Raw genomic sequence first — 21,734 nt, 5'->3', positions numbered from 1 at the left:
GAGCAACCACTATTTTGCCCTTTTTTTGGGTAAATCTGCTAAAATAAAGGGTTTTTGATAATTTATAATCATCATGTCTTTATTTTCGTATTTTGAGAAACGTCTTAATCCCTATCCTGCCAGCCCCATGCCTGCCAATAAAAACGGCTTAATGGCTTTTTTTTGGGCGTGCACCGATGGGGCTAGGGGTTGGATTTTTTTGCGTATCATCATCTCTATTTTTTTGGGCATATTTGGTTCGTTGTTATTTGCATGGGTTGGCGATGTCGTGGATTGGCTGACCATTTATACCCCCCAAACACTTTTGCCTGCCAAATCCCAAGAAATCACGTTTATTTTGGGATTGTGTTTGCTTGCCGTTTTTGTGGAATTTTTTGGCAATCTTATCCGCTTTCAGGTTCTACAAGGCGTGCTGCCCATGCGACTTCGCTGGTGGTTTCACAAACACATGCTGGGTCAGTCCATGCAGTTTTATCATGATGAATTCTCAGGACGTGTTTCTGCCAAAGTCATGCAAACCGCCCTATCGGTGCGTGATACCATCATGACAATGGCAGAGATGGTGTCGTTTGTGCTGGCCTATCTGATGACCAGTGGCGTGATTTTGTTCAGATTGGATTTTTGGCTGTTTCTGCCGTTTTTGGGGTGGCTGATTTGCGTGGTCATTATCATGAAGTTTTTTTTGCCACGCCTGCGACAAACCGCCAGTAACCAAGCAGATGCCCGAGCTTTAATGACAGGGCGTATCACCGATGCTTATGCCAACATCGGTGCAGTAAAGCTGTTTAGCCATTCAAATCGTGAACTTAAATACGCCAAATCCGCCATGCAGGATTTTATGAGCACCGTGCATGCCCAAATGCGGTGGGTTTCTATTTTGGGTACCACCACTGAAACACTCTCGCTTGTCATGATAGTTGGCAGTACCGCCATTGGTATGTATCTGTGGCTCATCGGTCAGGTCAGTGTTGGGGCGATTGCTGTTGCAGGGGGGATTGCCTTGCGTTTAAAAGGCATGGTACAGTGGATTATGTGGGAGATGGCAAGCTTATTTGAGCAAATTGGCACCGTTCAAGACGGCATGAAAACACTCACCACGCCCCACGCCATTACCGACAAAAAAGACGCACGACCACTTGTGGTCAGTCAAGGAAAGATTGATTTTTATGGTGTGGCTTTTAATTATGGCAAAGATGATAAAACAATACAGCTTTTTAATGATTTTAACCTACACATCAAAGCAGGTGAAAAAATTGGCTTAGTTGGGAGAAGTGGCTCGGGCAAATCTAGCCTTGTCAATCTACTGCTAAGATTTTATGATGTGAATCACGGCAAAATCAGCATTGATGACCAAGACATCAGCACCATCACTCAAAATTCCTTGCGTGAACAAATCGGCATGGTTACCCAAGATACCGCTCTATTACATCGCACAGTGCGTGAAAACATCGCCTATGGCAAACCTGATGCAACCGATGATGAGATTATCACGGCAGCCAAAAAAGCCCATGCGTGGGAATTTATCCAATCTTTGCAAGACAAACATGGCAATACAGGACTAGATACCCAAGTGGGCGAGCGTGGCGTAAAGCTTTCAGGCGGTCAGCGTCAGCGTATTGCCATCGCTCGGGTTATCCTAAAAAATGCCCCCATTCTCTTGTTAGATGAAGCCACATCCGCCCTAGATAGCGAAATAGAACACGCCATCACCCAAAGTCTTGATATGATGATGGCGGGTAAAACCGTGATTGCTATTGCTCACCGCCTGTCCACCATCGCCAGCCTTGACAAACTGGTGGTGATGGATAAGGGTCAAATCATTGAAATGGGCAGTCATGACGAACTGGTTGCCAAAGGGGGCGTTTATGCCAATCTGTGGGCAAGGCAATCAGGTGGGTTTTTGGGAGAGCTGTCTTAATTTTAACTCATGGACACAAAAAAGGGTATAGACCCTTTTTTATCATTCTGCCCAACCTTGACCATCGATATACAAAACTTCCTTTTTTGGTAGCACATAGCGACAAGGCGAATTTGATTGGGTAAACTGACCGCCCCACTTACGATAGCCTTGGGTATCTAAATGTATTGCACCTGTGGCATAAATCCCCAAACCAAACTGACGATTTTCGCCATTATCTATCCAATACTGACATAATTTGTCCTGAACAGCACTCAACTGCCACGAACCTACCTGATAATTAGGCACCCAAATGTCCATCGCCCCATTGGTAATGTGCTTGCTGGCAGGAGCACCCCCTGCACAACGATTTAACTCAGGACTGCGATACACAGAGCGAATTTGGGTATGAGCTGGCAAAATCCCTGATTTTTTTAGGTCATTATACAACCGAATGGTAGGCACCATTTGATGCCAAAGTTCGCTTGGTGGCACTTGATATGGCTCTGCCCCACATTTTTTCCAAGAGCGGGCAGTGGTCAAAAGTTCATGCATGGGCGGCACATTTTCTTTGCCCAACTGTTTTATCAAAAAATCTTCATACGCTTCGGCGGATTGACGATAATAGTTGCTTTGGTTTAACCACATTTCATAATCTACTCGTGTGCCAACATTTCGCTCTATGTCATGACTGTGGTCGCTGTGGTCTTCTCCTACGTTGCCAACTGTACGCACGATAACACGGCGGTCATCTGTGGTTTGGCTTGGTTGGTTTTCTTTGTCTTTATCAAACAGCCAAGAAAATATGCCCGCCTGAGCTTGACCGCCAAACAATAGTACAGACAACAAAGACACCCTAATGATTACAGATGAGTTTTTTATCATGACAACCCCTTTTTTATATTTTTATGGTGCAAATAGACTACCAAAATGCCCAAAGATGAATTACAATAGACCATTTAGCTACCCATTAAGATGGCTATATTATAACACAAAATACTCAAACTTTCGCCAACTTTCATAAAATCCATGAACACTCAACAATACCGCTTTTCTCGGCACAGTCATCATTTTGTTGGCAGAGACCTAGAACCCACCATTTGGCAACGTTTGCATATTGACCCTTGGCTTGGCATGCTCCTAATCAGCATCTGTTTTATTGGTTTGACCGTATTATACAGTGCGTCCACCCAAGATACTGACATGGTCATGCGTCAAGCGGTCAGTTATGGCATTGCCTTTGTTATCATGTTGGTGATGGCACAGCTCCCCCCAAACTTTTATCGCACATTAACACCAATATTTTATGTGTTAGGTTTGGTATTATTGGTCTTGGTGGAGCTGATAGGTGAAGTGCGTATGGGGGCTCAAAGGTGGATTCGCATTCCCGGCTTTGGTAGTGTCCAACCATCTGAGTTTATGAAACTTGGTATGCCGATGATGTGTGCATGGTACTTATCCAAAAAAGATTTACCCCCCACTCTAAGCACCATTTTTACAACATTAGCCATCATTATTGTGCCTGTGGTGCTTATCGCCAAAGAGCCTGATTTAGGAACGTCTATTTTGGTCATGGCAAGCGGACTGTTCGTATTATTTTTGGCAGGGCTACCTTGGTGGCTCATTGGCAGTGCAGTTGCCGTTTCCGTCCCATTATTGTGGGTGATGTGGAATTTTTTAATGCACGATTACCAAAAAACTCGGGTGATCACCTTGTTTGACCCAGAATCGGATGCTTTGGGCAAGGGCTGGAATATTATCCAATCCCAAACCGCCATCGGTTCAGGTGGCTTGACAGGCAAGGGTTACTTGGAAGGCACACAATCACATTTACACTTTTTGCCAGAAGGTCATACTGACTTCATCATTGCTGCATTTAGTGAAGAGTTTGGTTTGGCAGGTGTATTATTACTCTTGTTCTTTTATGCTTGCTTGCTCATGCGGTCATTTTATATCGCTTTTGTCAATCCTGACATCTATTGTCGATTATTGGCAGGAGCATTGACCATGTCATTTTTTGTATATATTTTTGTTAATATGGGCATGGTCGGTGGCATTTTACCTGTTGTTGGTGTTCCTTTGCCACTCATCAGCTATGGCGGTACTGCGATTATCACGCTGATGGCAGGATTTGGCTTATTAATGTGCATTCATACCCACCAAACAACCACTAATTACTAAATACCTACCTTAAAATCCACAAATCAGTTAGAATAATACTAAGATAAATCTCATCTTGGTATTATTTTTGCATATATTTTCTATCAAAAAAGAAAAAGATGAGTTTACGTTCTTATTTATCTTTAACTTGATTGTAAGTCATTAAAAATACTTGATTGTATTTTTTGACATTTTTTGGTATAAATACATCTTATTTATTTAGGGAATGATAAACTTGATTTTTATCAAAAAAGCCCTACTATAATGATAGATTTGACCAAATGGAACAACTTTTTTAAAGTCAGCTTAGGTATTGAGCGAAGTACACCCATCATCACTGATGATAACCCGAGTTTTTATTGGTTTAGACTTGGGCGGTGTGAAACAAAACCAAGAGGTAATCACCATGAAACAAAAATATAACGCACAATTGTTCGCCATAGCCAGCATTGTGATTGGACTAAATGTATCAACATCAGCCCATGCCGCAGGCTCTAACGGCGATATTGATAAAGTGCTTGGTGAGCTAACTCGCCAACACAATAGCTCATCCAACCTTGTCAAAAACACTCGCCAACCTGCATCATTGGCACTTAGTAGCACCTTGGTAAACCCACCCAAGGCAAATAAAACTGGTGGCAATAACGTCCTAGGTCAGCTAACTGCTGTCGCATCTAGCACAGTAAGCAAATTTAAACAAACTGGCACAGCATCATGGTATGGTCGTCAGTTTCACGGACGCAAAACCACCAGTGGCGAATCTTTTGACATGAATGGCTTTACCGCCGCTCATAGCACCCTACCAATGAACTGCTATATTAAAGTTACCAATAAAGACAATGGCAAATCCGTTGTGGTTAAAGTAAATGACCGTGCTTCTTTTAAGGATAATCGCATACTTGACCTATCTTATGGAGCTGCCAAAGCCATTGGCATGACCCAAAAAGGCACAGGCAATGTCAGCATTGAGCGAGTAGATGCTCCCTGATACATCGCCAGTTCGCTGAATATACCGCAAGTTTCCTTGCGGTTTTTTATTTACATTTATTTAATTTACATAAAAAAGCACCCAAAATAGGTGCTTTTTATCTGATGCATCAATTAGGCATTATCAAAGTTTTCTTGGGCTTTATCCCAATTGACCACATGCCAAAACGCTTTGATATAATCTGGGCGTTTGTTTTGGTATTTTAGATAGTAGGCATGTTCCCACACATCAAGACCAATAATGGGTGTGCCTTCACAGCCTGCCACATCTTTACCCATCAATGGGCTGTCTTGGTTGGCCGTAGAGACCACCGCCAACTTATCACCCTGCTTAACAAGCCACGCCCAACCAGAACCAAAACGAGTGGTGGCAGCCTTTTCAAATTGTTCTTGGAATGCTTCCACTGACCCAAAATCACGCACAATGGCTTCTTTTAGAGAACCTTTTAGCTCTGTGCCTGTTTTTAAAATTGTCCAAAATAGGCTGTGGTTGGCGTGTCCACCTGCGTTATTGCGTACGGCGGTTTGCTTGTCAGCAGGCAACTTGTCAAGATTGGCAATCACTTCTTCGGCTGACTTATCCGCCCATTCTGTGCCTTCTAAGGCAACATTGGCGTTATTGACATATGCTTGATGATGGCGTGAGTGGTGAATTTCCATCGTTTCTTTATCAAAATGTGGTTCAAGAGCATCATAGCTATAACCTAGCTCAGGCAAGGTAAATGGCATGGTAATTCCTTAATAAAATTGTGGGTAAACTAATGACAAATCAATGATTTGCATTTCTAATATAAAGCCAAAAGTAGCAAATTTCAAGCAGATTTTATGCTTTATGCAAAAAATTCTTTAACTGCCTGTTATTTATCAAAATCGCAGTAATCATTTAAATCCGTCTTTTAATCCAACAATCTGATTAAACACAGGATTATCAGCCGTATGCTCCACGCCATCTGCCACAAAGTAGCTTTCACGCTCAAATTGGAATTTTTCATCAGGTTGGGCATTTGCCAAAGATGGTTCAATCACAGCATTCACCACTTGTAACGAATTTGGATTGATGTGTGTTAAAACCCAAAGCGTGTCATCATCAGCAGTTGGATTTTGTGCTTTGACATTGGCGATATGCTCTTCTGTCAGCTCATCATCTTCAAACAACAAATGTTCGTACAATCTGATGGTTGCAGGAACACCAAGGCTTGCTGACACCCAATGAATTACCCCTTTGACTTTTCGCCCTTCTGGGTTGTTGCCCAAAGTTTTGGGGTCAATACTGGCAATAAGCTCGCTCACTTGCCCATTATCATCCACTTGCCAGCTTTCCACTTTTAGAACATAGCTGTTACGCAAGCGAATTTCTAAGTTATTTGGACTTAGGCGTTTATAGCCGTCTGGGGGATTAAGCTCAAAATCTGTTTTATCAATATAAATCTCTTTGGTAAAGGGGATTTCACGCTCACCATTGTCCATATTAGTATTTTTTGGCTGAGTAATCCATAGCACACCATCATCCAAACGAGCTTTGACACTGTCTTTTTTAAGCGTTTCAAAATTTGCCACTGCTTCATCAAAATTACTAATGGTAACTTTTAAAGGACGTAAGACCGCCATGCCACGGTTTGTGGTATTTTCTAGCACATAACGAATGCTAAATTCAAGCTGGCGAAAATCCACCACGCCATCTGCCTTGGACACGCCAATGCGCTGACAGAAGTCTCTTAAGCCTTCGGCAGGATAACCACGCCGTCTCATGCCTGCCACGGTTGGCATACGTGGGTCGTCCCAACCTGAGACCACGCCCATCTCCACAAGACGTTTAAGTTTACGCTTAGACGTCAAAGTATGGTCAAGATTTAAACGACTGAATTCATATTGGTGTGGCGGCACATCAAAACCAATTTTTTGCACCACCCAATCATAAAATGGGCGATGGTCTTCAAACTCCAACGTACACAAAGAATGTGTGATGTTTTCAATGGCATCTGACAATGGGTGTGCATAGTCATACATCGGATAAATACACCACTTATCGCCCGTTTGATGGTGATGAGCGTGCATGACACGATAAATCACAGGGTCTCTCATGTTCATGTTGGCATGATTCATGTCAATTTTGGCACGCAATACCGCCTCACCCTCTTTGTATTTGCCATTTTTCATGGCTTCAAAACGTATCAAGTTCTCATCTATCGTGGCGTTACGTTGGGGAGATGGCACAGATGGCTTGCCAAAACCACCCCGATGTTCACGAATCTCATCAGGTGTTTGAAAATCCACATAAGCATCTCCTTGCTTGATAAGTTGCACCGCCCATTCATACAATTTATCAAAATAATGCGATGCGTAACGCACCTCTCCTGCCCATTCAAAGCCAAGCCACGCCACGTCTGCCTTGATATTATCCACAAAATCTTGTTTTTCAGCAGTGGGGTTGGTGTCATCAAAACGTAAATTGCACACACCCCCAAATTCATCTGCCACACCAAAGTTTAAGCAAATGGATTTGACGTGCCCAATATGCAAATAACCATTTGGCTCAGGCGGAAAACGTGTAACAATACCATTATGCTTACCAGAAGCTAAGTCATCACGAATGATTTGGCGGATAAAGTCGTTTTTCTCAGGTGGATTATTCATGGTGTCAGTCATAAGTTTCTCAAAATTATTGTAAACTTGTTATTTTATCATATTTTTATAATAAATTATGCTGATTTCACCGTATTTTAAGGAAACTTTTCAACAAAAATTTTACTGGTATGATTTTGGTAATTTGTTAATTTTATTTGGTCTTTATGTCCAACTGTCCAAAAACTTTGTTATAATAGGCACGCAAATTCACCCATCAACTGATGAAACATTCACCAAATTTTTATATTAAGGAATCCCTATGGACTTGCCTGTTGTACAATTTGACACCACATACGGTCAAATCACCATTGAGCTAAATGCCGAAAAAGCCCCTGTTACCGTGGCAAACTTTTTGGATTATGTGCAAAGCGGTCATTATGATGGCACGATTTTTCACCGTGTGATTGATGGTTTTATGATTCAAGGTGGCGGTATGGATGCCAACATGAACGAAAAACGCACTGGTACCCCCATCAAAAATGAAGCTGACAATGGTCTAAAAAATGACGTTGGCACCATTGCCATGGCTCGTACTTCTGATCCGCATTCTGCCACCGCACAGTTTTTTATCAATGTAAAAAACAACGACTTTTTAAATTATTCAAGCCCAACACCACAAGGCTGGGGCTATGCCGTTTTTGGTAAAGTTACCGACGGCATGGATGTGGTCAATCAAATTAAAGGCGTGGCAACAGGTCGTTATGGTTATCATTCGGACGTACCTAACGAGCCGATTGTGATTAACTCTGCCAAAATCATCAAACAATAATCCAAAAACCGCCTCACAAAGGCGGTTTTTATCAATCATATCAAGATTTTAGCCCCATGGCGTAGCTTGCCACCAAAGGTTTGATGCCGGGAATCTTGTCAAAGGCTATCAGCCCAACATTGCGAGCAAACTTCATCACAGGATTGGGGTTTGTAAAACTTCCCACCACGGTATCACAAAAATGCACCACGCGTTTTTGGTCCTTTTGGCGTGCCACTTCATACGCCAACAAACGACTTTGGTCGCCAAAATCAAAACGACCCATCCGACCTTGCTCACTATGAGTTTTTAATACATCACCAAGCATATTTGCCAATGCATGAGCATCTCTTAGACACAGATTAAACCCTTGCCCTGCCACAGGGTGCAAAGTATGAGCCGCATTGCCCATCAGCACGCAACGCCCAACGACTTGGCGTGTTGCCAGCACTTTTGACAATGGGTAAGCACCACGCCTGCCCGCTTTGATAAAGGTGCCTGCATCATCACCAAACACGCTTTGCAAAGTGGCTAAAAAATGCTCATCATCTTGCAGATAACGCTGCTCTTCGCCTTTTGGGCAGATAAACACCACTGAACGGCGATGGCTTTGATGGTCATCTACCATCTCATCAAGCAAAGGCAATAATGCCAAAGGTCCTGCACTGCTAAATTTTTCAATGGCAAGATGTTGATGGGGTTTGTCAGTTTGTACCACGCCCACAATACCCACCTGACAATAATCATGAACTTTGGTTTTGACACCAAGTAACTGACGAATGGGTGAATTTTGACCATCGCACGCCACCGCCAACGGTGCTTCTATCAACGATACGTTGCAATTATCTGTGGTTTGCTGACCAACTTTGCAAGCACGCACCGTTACAGATGTGTTATCTTGGGCAATGTCTGTTACTTGTGTGCCATCAAGAAGCGTAATAAATTCACTGGCTCTCACCGACTGCAATAATTGCCTGCCAAGCCAAGCATTTTCCATCACAAAACCAAAACTCTCCACGCCTTCTGCGTTTTTATCTAAGGTGGCTCGTCCAAAGCTGCCCAACTCACTAATCAGCACACCATCAATACGGCAAGCGTGATTTTCAAGGTGTTGCCACAATTTAATCTCTTGATAAATCTGCACACTACGCCGAGACAAGGCAGTGTTGCGACTGTCCAAATAATGCTGACGTTTGGTGTCTTGGTCTGGGGCGATGGCAGGATAGCTAACCGTCTCAATCAACGTGCTATAAATCCCCCGATAAGCCAACAACAACGCAAAAGACAATCCGACATGACCGCCACCGATGATGATGACGTGGTTTTGAGTATTAGGTTTGATGGGTGTGATAGGCATGATGGTTTTTACAAAAAAAATAAGAGAGCATTTACCAAAATATTTTTGTTTAAACATAAAAAAACACAACTTTTTCAAATCCACTCACCAAAGCAAGTTTGACATAGAAAAAGAAGTTTATTCTTTGTGTTTAAATGGGCATTTATGGTTTTAACCACAAATCACTCACTTATAAATACCTGATAAAGTTTTGATGTATGCCAGCTCCAACATAAGGCTGAGCAATATTTAAAATTCATAATTATATCAATAATTCTTCTGCTTGAAAAATACACCCATACTAAAAAAAATGCCGTTAATCCTATATTTATCATCTGTCATCTTGGCTTGCCATGACTTGCCAAAATATCAACTTTAAATCAAGAATAAAATCTATTTTAAAATATAATAATTTGTATTTACAAATAAGAATATCTTACTCATCTCAACTTTTTTGGAAACCTTACAATAATGACAAATCGAATGTAAATTTTGCCATAAATAACGCCTTTAATGAAAACTATCGACCACACGCACAACGTGCTGGCGAAACCACACTTGTAGGAGCAGGTCGTGATTTTCGTGTGGGTGTCAATTTTACCTACTAAACTCAATGTCCAAAAAGTCCGTCATGATTGACGGATTTTTTTGTCTGATAAATTCCCATTTGTTTGATAAAATGGTAGAATAATTCCTTTTGGGACGTTTTTTATTGCTATCTAACGATAAACACCCCACCTTATTCTAGCCAACCGCCAACCCTAGGAAATACTATGCCAACTTATCGCTCCAAAACTTCCACATCCGGTCGCAATATGGCAGGGGCAAGAGCCCTTTGGCGTGCCACCGGCATGACCGATGATGATTTTAACAAACCTATTATTGCCATTGCCAACTCATTTACCCAGTTTGTGCCGGGTCATGTCCATCTAAAAGACATGGGGCAACTGGTCGCTCGTGAGATTGAAAAGCATGGCGGTGTTGCCAAAGAATTTAACACCATTGCCGTGGATGATGGCATTGCCATGGGTCATGGTGGCATGCTGTATAGCTTGCCTAGCCGTGATTTGATTGCTGATAGCGTGGAGTATATGGTCAATGCTCACTGTGCTGATGCTTTGGTGTGTATCTCTAACTGCGATAAAATCACCCCCGGTATGCTGATGGCTGCCATGCGTCTTAACATTCCCACCATCTTTGTCTCTGGCGGCCCGATGGAAGCGGGCAAAGTCTTGGCAAGCAACATCGCTGAAGGTCATATGACCCACGAAACCATCATCAACGAACAAGGGCAAAAAATAAGAAAGCTTGACCTTGTGGATGCCATGATTGATGCGGCGGACGATTTGATTTCAGATACAGACGTTGCTAATGTGGAGCGTTCGGCGTGTCCAACCTGTGGCTCATGCTCAGGGATGTTTACCGCCAACTCCATGAACTGTCTTACCGAAGCCTTAGGTTTGTCTCTACCGGGTAATGGCTCACTTTTAGCCACGCACGCCAAACGTAAAGAGTTATTTTTAACGGCAGGCAGAATGATTGTGGAGCTTGCCAAACGTTATTATGAAGAAGACGATGATAGCGTTTTACCGCGTTCCATAGCCACAAAGCCCGCCTTTTTAAACGCCATGAGCTTAGATATTGCCATGGGAGGAAGCACCAACACCATTTTGCATTTATTGGCAGCTGCCAATGAAGCAGGCGTGGACTTTAAGATGGCGGACATTGACCGTTTGTCTCGCAAGGTGCCCTGTCTGTCCAAAGTTGCCCCTGCCACCCAAAAATACCACATGGAAGATGTGCACCGAGCAGGTGGTGTGATGGGCATTTTGGCAGAGCTTAACCGAGCAGGACTACTAAACATAGATGTGCCAACCGTTCACGCCCCTACCCTACAAGACGCCTTAGACAAATGGGACGTGATGAATGCCAACAATGTGGACGCTCGCAGCTTATATATCGCCGCCCCTGGTGGGGTGCGTACCACCCAAGCGTTTAGCCAAGCCAACGAATGGAGCAATTTGGATTTAAACCGTGAATCTGGCTGTATTCGTGCCAAAGAATTTGCTTATAGTCAAGACGGTGGTTTGGCGGTCTTATTTGGTAACATCGCTGAGCGTGGCTGTGTTGTCAAAACCGCAGGCGTGGACGAAAGTATTTTAACCTTTACAGGACGAGCCAGAGTTTTTGAAAGCCAAGAGTCTGCCGTAGAAGCCATTTTGGCTGACCAAATTGTCGCAGGCGATATTGTCATCATTCGCTACGAAGGTCCAAAAGGCGGTCCTGGTATGCAAGAGATGCTCTACCCCACCAGCTACCTAAAATCCAAAGGGCTTGGCAAAGCGTGTGCCTTGCTGACTGATGGTCGTTTTAGTGGTGGTACGTCTGGTCTGTCTATTGGGCATGCCAGTCCCGAAGCAGCAGAAGGTGGAGCGATTGGCTTGGTAGAAGAGTTTGATACCATCAAGATTGACATTCCCAATCGCACCATTCATCTGGATGTGTCTGATGATGAGCTTATTCGCCGTCGCGAAGCCATGAATGCTCGTGGTAAACAAGCATGGAAACCCATCAATCGCAAGCGTCATATCAGCCAAGCCCTAAGGGCTTATGCGGCTATGGCAACATCTGCTGATACTGGGGCGGTGCGTGATGTGGGACAACTAGAAAGATAATTGATTTTAAAATAAAATCCGTCTATCATGGCGGATTTTTCAAGGGTTTTTATGCCAGATTTATTATTAAGTTTAGATGATGGATTTCTATTAAATAATATCAAAGGTGATATTGGCGAAATAACTGTTCATCATCTGCTGTCTTATCTTAATAAAGATTGTTATTTTTGTATCAATAATTTATTACTGCCCTTAAAAAATGGTGGAACAACACAAATTGACCATGTCATATTATCTCCCTATGGCATTTTTGTGATAGAAACCAAAAATTATCAAGGATTTATTTTTGGTGGCGAACATGCCAACCAATGGACACAAAAAACTTATAGGGGTACTTATCAATTTTATAACCCCATTAAGCAAAACAATCATCACATCAGAACACTGGCAAATTTATTATCATTGGAGCTAAGATATTTTCATTCTATGATTTTATTTATAGGAGAATGTGAAATAAAAACGACATTGCCTAATTATGTGATAGATTGCTGTCTTAACACAGATAAATTTTTTGAATATATTGATAGCAAAAAAGAATTCATGATTAATCAAGAGCTTTTTAAAAAAATATTGCAAACAATATCCAATCATCGCATTAAAAATACCACAGAAAACCAAAATAAACATCAAGAATACGTCAAACATCTACAAAATCTCTGCCCAAAATGCCAAAGCACCATGGTGAAACGTATCGTTAAAAATACAGGTAAAAAATTTCTTGGGTGTAGTCGTTTTCCATATTGTCGTGGTACAAGACAATTTATAGATAAAGAAACTCAAAACCAACAGGAATTAAGCAATTTAATAAAATATCTATTATAATCATGAAAATTTTTATCGCTTTTATTCTCTCTTTATGTAAATCCACAGTTATTTTTATACTATGGCTAATATTAACAGGTATGATTTCTTGGGAACTTAGTCATTTGGATAAAGAATATTACACACAAGCTGACACGCCCCACCCAAGATTTAAAATAGCCACCACCACATACCCCCAAACTTGGCAGGAGCACATTAATCATCCCAAACCTTTATTAGATACGCCTGATAATCATTGTATGGATAATTGCCTTAAAATCTTAGATAATGGCAATTACCAGTACATCAATGACAGCCCACTCATCATGACATTTTCAGAATATCAAATCAATAACCATCAAGTCATTCCCATTTCTTTTAGAAAACATGATATTGGGCATATATTTTTAGGCATGATTTTATCATTTTTATCAATATTACTGCTCAGATATTTTATAAAATATACCAACATCACCACAAAAAGCTTTTTTAAAAATTTATCATAAAGAGTTTACCAAAAATTATGAGCTTGGGCATAATTTTACCATCTTTTTATTTATCATAAAAATCCCCCACCAATAATTAACTGGCGATTTTCTTACCAACAAACATCCATTAGCACACCCACAAACAAAGTATGTTATACTTAACAAAACCTATCTACACGGACAGCTCATGACTTGTTCCATTTTTTATGCCAATTACAAAGTCTATATCAATCACACAGATGCAGGTGGCATCGTTTATCATGCCAATCATTTGACCTTTTTTGAAAATTGTCGCCGAGACTGGCTGACTTCCTTGGGTTTTGATGGCTATTTTTTTGACACAGATGGCATGGCAACAAGCACCAACGGACAGCATGGCAAAGTGCATTTTGTGGTCAGTCGTGCTGATTTGAGTTATAAGTTACCCCTATTTGTTGATGATGTGCTGGTGGTTACAGTAACAGACATGATTAAAAAGTCAGCAAGTTTAATTTTAACGCAACACATTTATCGTAATAAAGACGATTTTCAAAATGGCAAAATGGCAAGCACAGGCATCATCACCCTTGCCTGCGTGATTAATGACAAAAACGGCATTCGCCCACACCGTCTGCCACCTGCTTTTCGTTAAGACTGGCAATGTTACCTTTGCTCACCACCCACAACCTGTCTTATCACACCCAAGAGCGATTGTTGCTAGATAATATCACACTCACCCTACACTTTGGACAAAAAATCAGCTTAATGGGTCGCTCAGGGTCTGGTAAATCCTTGTTATTACAGGCATTAGCTGATTTACTGCCTTTGGATAATGCTAATAAGATTATGTTAAATAAAAATGGCAAATTAATACCCATCTCCCAAATCTCTGCGACTGATTACCGCTCGGTTGTGGCATTATTTCACCAATCGCCAAACTTATCAGACGGCACGGTTTTGGAAAATTTGCACGCTCCTTTTGCGTTTAAACATCATCGTCATCACAGCTTTGATAAAGCGTGGCATTTGGAAAAACTTGATAAGCTTGGCAAAACGGATAAATTTTTAGCACAACCTATTCATGAGCTGTCAGGGGGTGAACGTCAAATCGTTAATTTTTTACGGACATTGCAATTTAATCCCACCATTGCCCTGTTTGATGAAACCACATCTGCCCTAGACCAAGACACTGCCCATAACCTGATACAGCTTGTGTTAGATTGGCACAATAAAAATAAAGCACTGATTTGGGTAACACACAATCCTGATGAGCAACATTTGTTAAAAGCAGAATCTTGGCACATAGAGCATGGCGTTTTAACATTTTGATTTTAAAGGAAAATATGACAATCACGCTCACACTTTGGGACGTACTGACAGCAAGTTTGCTGCTACTGATTACCATTGGTGTGTCAGCATATTTGCGACTTGGTTTGGTTGGCACACTCATCATGGCGGGCATAAGAACAATTGTACAACTGTCTATGATTGGGCTGATTTTGGCATGGGTGTTTGCTCGTGAAAGTGCATGGCAGGTGCTAACAATTTTAACCATCATGACCTTGATTGCGTCTGTTTCTGCCAAAAATCGTGTCAAAAAACCCTATGCAGGCTTACTTTTAGACAGTATGCTGTCGCTAACACTTGCCACAAGCGTGGTGATACTTATTGCCATGATGGTGATTTTAAAGGTGTCGCCTTGGTATCGCCCCCAGTACATCATACCAATTTTAGGACTGATTTTGGGCAATTCTTTGACCGCCATCTCGCTCACCAGTAACGAGCTGATTAACGCCTTGCATGACAAACAAGCCCTTATTAAATCTCGCCTATCTTTATCAGCAACACCTTTTGAAGCCACGCATGACCTTGTTAAATTAGCAATTTTAAATGGACTGACGCCCACCATCAACTCCATGCTTGTGGTTGGGTTGGTAAGCCTGCCCGGCATGATGACAGGGCAAATATTGGCAGGAGCCAACCCCACACAAGCTGTGCGTTATCAGATTATTACCATGTTTTTTATTTGTGCAGGAAGCACGTTATCATGCACATTATCGGCAATGCTGATTATTCGGCGGTTTTTTGATGAGCGTGGGCGGTTTGTGCTCGCCAGATGATATGTTTTGTCCATCAAAATAAATATTGCCACGCACAAAAAAGAGCGAATGGTCGCTCTTGTCATGCTTGATTTACAAAAACTTCGTAATCAACCTTAGTGGCAGATACTTCATGCCCAGTCCGATTGGTAACCACGGCCACGCTGGCACATAAGCTTCATCAACTTTGGCTTCAATCGCCTTAACAATCACGTCCGCCCCTTCGTCTTCTTCCACTTCAAAAGGCAAATATTTAGCACCGATATTTAAATCAGTACGCACATAACCTGGGTAAATGGTAGAAACCGTAATTGGCAATTTTTCGGTGATGGTATCGGCTCGTATCCCTTCGGCAAGTGCGGCAAGACCTGCTTTGGCGGCGGCGTAAGTGGTCAGGTGTCTGGGCAAACCACGCACTGCCGACATACTGGATATGACCACCAAATGACCACTATTTTGACGACGAAAAATCTGCATGGCTGCTTCACATTGAGCCAAAGCAGCGATAAAATTGGTCTCGGCGGTGGCACGATTGATGTTAAAACGCCCATGCCCAATCACACGACTATCACCCACCCCAGCATTGACGATGATTTTATCCAACGCACCGCCATCTGCTTGTATGTCTGCACAAAAGGCATCAAACACCCTAAAAATATCATCATATACCATAACATCAAGCACTTGCACATAAACTTTAATGCCAAATTCTGCTTCAAGCTGCGCCTTTAAGCTCTCCAAACGGTCAAGTCGTCTGGCACAAATTGCCAAATCATAACCCAAAAAAGCAAATTTGCGAGCCATCATCGCCCCAAGCCCAGAGCTTGCTCCTGTAATCAGTACAGTTTTGCCTTGACCTATGCCGCGAATGTCATTTAGGTCTTTAATTTTATTAAACTTATTAGCAATCACTCGTCCAAATTTATCGGCTTTGGCAAACATCTCTTCTAATTTTTTCATATAAAAACAAATCACAAATAAAACAATCAAGAATTTTGACAACGGCCATCTGCTTAGGGACGTTGATGTTTGGCAAGCTGTTCACTCAAGGAAGACACCATCTGTCCGACAAATTCCCCCACTTTAACACCCATTTGGTCAGCAAAACCTAATTTTTCTGCCAAAGTTGGCTTGGTGCGTGAATGCAGTGCAAAGACATCATGCGTGTCCATCAAACTCAGTAAATACGCATCTGATGTGCCAATGTCATCAATCAAATCTTGTGCCAAAGCATCTTTACCAAACCAAATTTCACCTGTGGCGATTTTATCCACATCAAGTTTTGGACGATGCAATTTGACAAAGTCCTTAAATAACTCATGAATGCGGTTAATGTCTGCTTGATGTTTGGCACGGTCATCGTCATCATTTTCACCAAACATAGTAACTGTGCGTTTATACTCGCCTGCGGTAAACATTTCATAACCAATATTGTGTTTTTTGAGCAGTTCATGAAAATTAGGTAACTGAGAAACCACACCCACCGAGCCAATCACCGCAAAATCACTGGCGATGATTTTATCTGCCACACACGCCATCATATAGCCACCACTGGCGGCAATTTTATCCACACAAACGGTCAGTGATAGCCCTGCCGACTTGATACGAGCAAGCTGTGCTGCTGCCAAACCATAGGCATTTACCTGACCGCCGCCACTTTCTAAACGTACCACCACTTCATCGCCTGCTTTGGCAGTTGAAATAATCGTACTAATCTCTTCACGCAAATGTGCCACCGCACTGGCTTTAATATCACCATCAAAATCTAGCAAAAACACACTGTTATCACTTGGGTCTTGCGATTTTTTGTTGTCTATTTTTTTGGTTTTTTCTTTGGCTTTTTTGCAAAATTTACCAAGCAAGCCACATTTTTTGTCATCTTTTTTGACTTCATCAAGCACATCACTGAGCTGTTCTTGGCGTTCTTTTTTGGTTTTATTAAGATGAATGATTTTAAGTTCAATGGGTTTTTTCGATGAATAAAACAGCATGTGTAGTACCTTATTGTGTGATTAAAATGAAAATATGGGGCAATCTGTGTTGTTTTCAAGCCCAAAACAGGCATACATCATTTGGTATCGCTTTTCTTTTTGGCATCGTATTTTAGACCCACGCCACGAAGTCGCCCCTGAGAGTCAATGTCTCTCACCACCAACGACCAATTTTCATTTAAATGCACCCTATCGCCCCGAACAGGCTCAGCCGTAAAATGTTCATTCATAAATTCAGCAATGGTTTGATGTTTAATGTCAATCAAAGTGGCAAGCAAGTCTTTATCTATTGCCATTTGTTTGTTCGGCTGAAAAACCTTTAAGGTATCCAAGGCACTGGCGACTGTGGGGATTTGCTTTGACATAAATTGGGTGGGCAAGGCAAATGGATTGGACAGCCCTTGAAATGGCAAATCCCCAATACGAACGTGGGGCGACAGCAACAGCTCACCATAAAATTCACTGTCTTTTTGGTATTTGGTGGCGGTGTTATTAAAGACATTGGCAATTTTACCTGCATATTCCTGAGCAAAATCATCAGGCAAGGCATACCATACCAAATCCCCCACCTGCAACGTTGTATCTGTTTGCACCTGAACCAAACGTTTATTTCTCACCAAAGCAAATACCATCAGCTTTTCTACATTGACTTGATTTGAGATGTTCATGGGATGTCGCCCAATGGCAAACGCCCCTGCTTTTACTTCAAATTCATACAAGGTAATATTGGCACGGTCGCCCACCCAAATCTCATGCTCTGCCTTAGGCTCGGTATCAGTTGGTACCCAAACTTTAAAGGCTCTTGACATAAACGGAATGGTCGCCCCTTGTAACAGTAGTGATAAAATCACCACACCAAAAACAATATTAAACGCCAAATCCGCCCCTGCCACACCACTCATGATGGGTAAAATCGCAAGCGTGATGGGTACAGCTCCCCTAAGACCAACCCATGAAATAAACCCCACTTCTTTTGCACGAAAACCAAACAAGGACAAACTGCTTGCCACCGCCAAAGGACGAGACACAAACAGCAAAAACAAGAAAATAATGAGTGAATAATGCCACACTTCCCACAAATGCGATGGCGTAACCAACAAACCAAGCACCACAAACAGCACCGCTTGTGATAGCCATGCAAAGCTGTCCATCACTCGCAAAACATGTTCAGTGGCACGCACTTTGGTATTACCAATCACCACGCCTGCCAAATAAATCGCCAAAAAGCCACTGCCACCAAGCAGGTTTGTCGCCCCAAAAACCGCAAGCCCTGCCGATAAAATCAAAATGGCGTACATCCCTTCTGCCAAATGCACCTTTGGTAGCAGTCGTGATAAAGCAAATCCTGCCAAAAGCCCTATCACTAAACCAACCCCTATTTGTTGCATGAGCGTGCTTAAAATGCTCGTCATGTTATGACTGTCAGGGTTTAAGTTTAGGGCAATCATCACCGTAACCAGCAAAATCGCCATTGGGTCGTTTGCGCCTGATTCTATTTCAAGGGTTGCCTGTACACGGTCGTTGAGTTTGACACCGCCATTTCTGAGCAAACTAAATACCGCCGCCGCATCAGTAGAGCCAACAATTGCTGCCATCAGCACGCCCAGTCGCCAATCCACCCCAATCAGCCAAGACGCAAACAGCCCCAAGGTCATCACCGTTGCCACCACCCCCCAACTTGCCAAGACGATGGCAGGTTTTAAGCCCACACGAAAAGATTGCAAAGCGGTTCTTAGTCCCCCATCAAGCAAGATACAAGCAAGTGCCGCTTGCCCCAAAAAATTTGCAAGCTCATAATTTTCAAAATTTATCCCCAAAATCCCTTCATTGCCAGCCAGCATTCCCACACCCAAAAAAAACAAAAGTAGTGGCACACCAAGCCTTGCTGAGATGGTGCTGGTCATGATACTGGCAAAAATCAACAATGACCCCACCAGATAAATAATATTTAATGTATCCAAATGCTTACCCCCTTTATTATTCTGATAAAGATTAGCAAGCCCCATGCAAAAAGTCAATCTACAAAACACGCCCCAAATATAAAAAATTTTGCCAAATATCTTGCACGACAACCAATTTACAGGCATAATGTAGCGTTTACAAATTTATTCTAAAATTCTTATTTTAATTTTTAATAAGGCAAATTTATGGCGATTCGTACAGAATATTGCGGTAGTGTTACCGAAAGTTACATTGACCAAACCATTACTGTTGTCGGTTGGGTACACCGTCGCCGAGACCACGGTGGTGTGATTTTTTTGGACATGAGAGACCGAGACGGACTGTTGCAAGTGGTTATTGACCCAGACACACCCGAAGCCTTTGCTACTGCTGACAAAGCCCGTTCTGAATACGTCCTAAAAATCACAGGACGAGTACGTCGCCGTTATGAAGGCACCGAAAACAAAAACATGAAAAGCGGTCAAATTGAGCTTTTGGCAAAAGAAATTGACACTCTTGCTACCAGTGAGACGCCACCATTTCAGCTCAATGACGAGTTTACCAACGTTTCAGAAGAATTGCGTCTTAAATACCGCTTTTTAGACATTCGTCGCCCTGAAATGCTAGAACGTTTGCGTTTTCGCTCAAAAGTAACAAGCCTAATTCGCAACTATTTGGACGAGCATGGCTTTTTGGATGTAGAAACCCCCATTTTGACCCGTGCCACACCCGAAGGTGCTAGGGATTATTTGGTGCCAAGCCGTGTGTCTAATGGCGAATTTTATGCCCTACCCCAATCACCGCAGTTATTTAAGCAGCTACTGATGGTGGGTGGCATTGACCGCTATTATCAGATTGCCAAATGCTTTCGTGATGAAGATTTGCGTGCTGACAGACAGCCAGAATTTACCCAAATTGACGTTGAAACGTCATTTTTAGATGACAATGACATCATGGATTTGATGGAAGGTATGACAGTCAAACTCTTTGATGAGCTGTTAAATGTCAAATTTGATAAATTTGAACGTATGCCATACTCGGTCGCCATGCAAAAATATGGCTCAGACAAACCAGATTTGCGTATTCCACTTGAACTGGTGGATGTGGCTGACATCATGCAAAACGTGGAGTTTAAGGTGTTTTCTGTCCCTGCGACAGACCCCAAAGGTCGTGTTGCTGCCTTGCGTATCCCCAATGGCGGACAAATCACCCGCAAACAAATTGATGACTACACCAAGTTTGTGGGCATTTATGGCGCAAAAGGCTTAGCTTATATTAAAGTCAATGACACAAGCAACATCAACAACGGCGTGGACAAAGAAAGTGGGCTACAATCCCCCATCATTAAAAACATGACCGATGAAGTGCTGGTAGAGCTTATCAAGCGTACAGGTGCCGAAAATAGCGACATCATTTTCTTTGGTGCCGACAAAGCCAAAGTGGTCAATGATGCGATGGGAGCGTTGCGTGTCAAAATTGGTCATGATTTAAATCTTTTGACTTGTGAATGGGCACCGCTATGGGTGGTGGATTTTCCCATGTTTGAAGAAACCGATGACGGCAAATGGACAAGCGTACATCACCCATTTACTCGCCCCAAAGGCACAGTAGAAGAGATGAAAAACAGCCCAGAGACCGCTCTTTCTATCGCTTATGACATGGTGTTAAATGGCACAGAGATTGGCGGGGGCAGCCTTCGTATCAATACCCTGGAGATGCAAAAGGCAGTATTTGAAGCACTGGGCATCTCAGAAGCAGAAGCCGAAGAGAAATTCTCATTTTTACTCAACGCTCTAAAATACGGTGCACCACCGCATGGCGGTTTGGCGTTTGGACTTGACCGCTTGGTCATGCTAATGACTGGGGCTAGCTCCATCCGTGATGTCATTGCCTTTCCAAAAACCAAAACAGCCGAATGCCCACTCACCGAAGCCCCTGCTGCTGTGGATAACAAACAGCTACGCGAGCTAGGCATTCGTGTGCGTGAAAAAGAAAAGGCAGAATAAT

The 21,734-nt window shown here is 42.4% G+C and carries 19 protein-coding genes; 12 read left to right on the top strand and 7 right to left on the bottom strand.

The features are described from left to right. The first annotated feature begins 73 nt into the window (after window positions 1-73). Window positions 74-1,918, top strand: a complete 1,845-nt coding sequence (locus tag CEW93_RS03855; protein WP_089540052.1) for an ABC transporter ATP-binding protein — start codon at window positions 74-76, stop codon at window positions 1,916-1,918. Window positions 1,919-1,960: 42 nt separating this feature from the next. Here the strand turns inward: CEW93_RS03855 and CEW93_RS03850 are convergent, their stop codons facing one another. Next, window positions 1,961-2,782 (bottom strand): D-Ala-D-Ala carboxypeptidase family metallohydrolase, encoded by an 822-nt coding sequence (locus tag CEW93_RS03850; protein WP_255503928.1) that lies wholly within the window; start codon window positions 2,780-2,782, stop codon window positions 1,961-1,963. 144 nt (window positions 2,783-2,926) lie between these two features. Here CEW93_RS03850 and rodA point away from each other — a divergent pair, with 144 nt between their 5' ends. Next, entirely contained in the window at window positions 2,927-4,078 is a 1,152-nt protein-coding gene (rodA, locus tag CEW93_RS03845; protein WP_089540054.1) for a rod shape-determining protein RodA, read from the top strand. Window positions 4,079-4,463: 385 nt separating this feature from the next. Next, entirely contained in the window at window positions 4,464-5,045 is a 582-nt protein-coding gene (locus tag CEW93_RS03840; protein ID WP_089540235.1) for a septal ring lytic transglycosylase RlpA family protein, read from the top strand. A gap of 113 nt (window positions 5,046-5,158) precedes the next feature. Here CEW93_RS03840 and sodA read toward each other — a convergent pair whose 3' ends face one another. Together sodA and CEW93_RS03830 are read right to left on the bottom strand one after the other, a co-directional pair. After that, window positions 5,159-5,773 (bottom strand): superoxide dismutase [Mn], encoded by a 615-nt coding sequence (sodA, locus tag CEW93_RS03835; protein WP_089540056.1) that lies wholly within the window; start codon window positions 5,771-5,773, stop codon window positions 5,159-5,161. Between the two features lie 150 nt (window positions 5,774-5,923). Then, window positions 5,924-7,690, bottom strand: coding sequence for a glutamine--tRNA ligase/YqeY domain fusion protein (locus CEW93_RS03830; RefSeq protein WP_089540058.1), 1,767 nt, complete (start codon window positions 7,688-7,690; stop codon window positions 5,924-5,926). 238 nt (window positions 7,691-7,928) lie between these two features. On the opposite strand from CEW93_RS03830, the gene CEW93_RS03825 reads away from it, so the two are divergent. Next, window positions 7,929-8,438: a peptidylprolyl isomerase gene (locus CEW93_RS03825; RefSeq protein WP_089540060.1), complete on the top strand. Its 510-nt coding sequence runs from the start codon at window positions 7,929-7,931 to the stop codon at window positions 8,436-8,438. Window positions 8,439-8,478: 40 nt separating this feature from the next. On the opposite strand, the gene CEW93_RS03820 is transcribed toward CEW93_RS03825, so the two are convergent. Further along, window positions 8,479-9,774, bottom strand: a complete 1,296-nt coding sequence (locus CEW93_RS03820) for an FAD-dependent monooxygenase (RefSeq protein ID WP_089540237.1) — start codon at window positions 9,772-9,774, stop codon at window positions 8,479-8,481. 332 nt (window positions 9,775-10,106) lie between these two features. Between CEW93_RS03820 and CEW93_RS03815 the strand changes: the two genes are divergently transcribed. The 7 genes from CEW93_RS03815 to fetB all read left to right on the top strand — a co-directional run bounded on the left by CEW93_RS03815 (window position 10,107) and on the right by fetB (window position 15,816). After that, window positions 10,107-10,361, top strand: coding sequence for a hypothetical protein (locus CEW93_RS03815; protein ID WP_089540062.1), 255 nt, complete (start codon window positions 10,107-10,109; stop codon window positions 10,359-10,361). Window positions 10,362-10,526: 165 nt separating this feature from the next. Next, on the top strand, window positions 10,527-12,428 hold the full coding sequence (ilvD, locus tag CEW93_RS03810; RefSeq protein ID WP_089540065.1) for a dihydroxy-acid dehydratase: 1,902 nt from the start codon (window positions 10,527-10,529) through the stop codon (window positions 12,426-12,428). A gap of 51 nt (window positions 12,429-12,479) precedes the next feature. After that, a complete protein-coding gene (locus CEW93_RS03805; RefSeq protein WP_186727882.1) occupies window positions 12,480-13,250 on the top strand; it encodes a nuclease-related domain-containing protein in 771 nt (256 codons plus the stop codon). Window positions 13,251-13,330: 80 nt separating this feature from the next. Beyond that, window positions 13,331-13,735, top strand: a complete 405-nt coding sequence (locus CEW93_RS03795) for a hypothetical protein (protein WP_143822779.1) — start codon at window positions 13,331-13,333, stop codon at window positions 13,733-13,735. Between the two features lie 169 nt (window positions 13,736-13,904). After that, window positions 13,905-14,348, top strand: a complete 444-nt coding sequence (locus CEW93_RS03790) for a thioesterase family protein (protein WP_089540070.1) — start codon at window positions 13,905-13,907, stop codon at window positions 14,346-14,348. 8 nt (window positions 14,349-14,356) lie between these two features. Next, complete coding sequence (locus tag CEW93_RS03785; protein WP_089540073.1) at window positions 14,357-15,025, top strand: ATP-binding cassette domain-containing protein; 669 nt, start codon at window positions 14,357-14,359, stop codon at window positions 15,023-15,025. A gap of 14 nt (window positions 15,026-15,039) precedes the next feature. After that, on the top strand, window positions 15,040-15,816 hold the full coding sequence (gene fetB / locus CEW93_RS03780) for an iron export ABC transporter permease subunit FetB (protein ID WP_255503926.1): 777 nt from the start codon (window positions 15,040-15,042) through the stop codon (window positions 15,814-15,816). 72 nt (window positions 15,817-15,888) lie between these two features. Here the strand turns inward: fetB and CEW93_RS03775 are convergent, their stop codons facing one another. The 3 genes from CEW93_RS03775 to CEW93_RS03765 all read right to left on the bottom strand — a co-directional run bounded on the left by CEW93_RS03775 (window position 15,889) and on the right by CEW93_RS03765 (window position 19,747). Next, window positions 15,889-16,602: an SDR family oxidoreductase gene (locus tag CEW93_RS03775; RefSeq protein WP_370511933.1), complete on the bottom strand. Its 714-nt coding sequence runs from the start codon at window positions 16,600-16,602 to the stop codon at window positions 15,889-15,891. 206 nt (window positions 16,603-16,808) lie between these two features. Beyond that, window positions 16,809-17,786, bottom strand: coding sequence for a protease SohB (gene sohB / locus CEW93_RS03770; protein WP_089540078.1), 978 nt, complete (start codon window positions 17,784-17,786; stop codon window positions 16,809-16,811). Window positions 17,787-17,863: 77 nt separating this feature from the next. Next, window positions 17,864-19,747 (bottom strand): potassium/proton antiporter, encoded by a 1,884-nt coding sequence (locus CEW93_RS03765; protein WP_089540241.1) that lies wholly within the window; start codon window positions 19,745-19,747, stop codon window positions 17,864-17,866. A gap of 186 nt (window positions 19,748-19,933) precedes the next feature. On the opposite strand from CEW93_RS03765, the gene aspS reads away from it, so the two are divergent. Continuing rightward, window positions 19,934-21,733, top strand: coding sequence for an aspartate--tRNA ligase (gene aspS / locus CEW93_RS03760; protein ID WP_089540080.1), 1,800 nt, complete (start codon window positions 19,934-19,936; stop codon window positions 21,731-21,733). The last annotated feature ends 1 nt before the right edge of the window (window position 21,734 follow it).

The organism is Moraxella sp. VT-16-12 (genome assembly GCF_002224245.2).
Classification (GTDB): domain Bacteria; phylum Pseudomonadota; class Gammaproteobacteria; order Pseudomonadales; family Moraxellaceae; genus Moraxella.
This window is presented reverse-complemented; position numbering and strand designations above follow the sequence as displayed.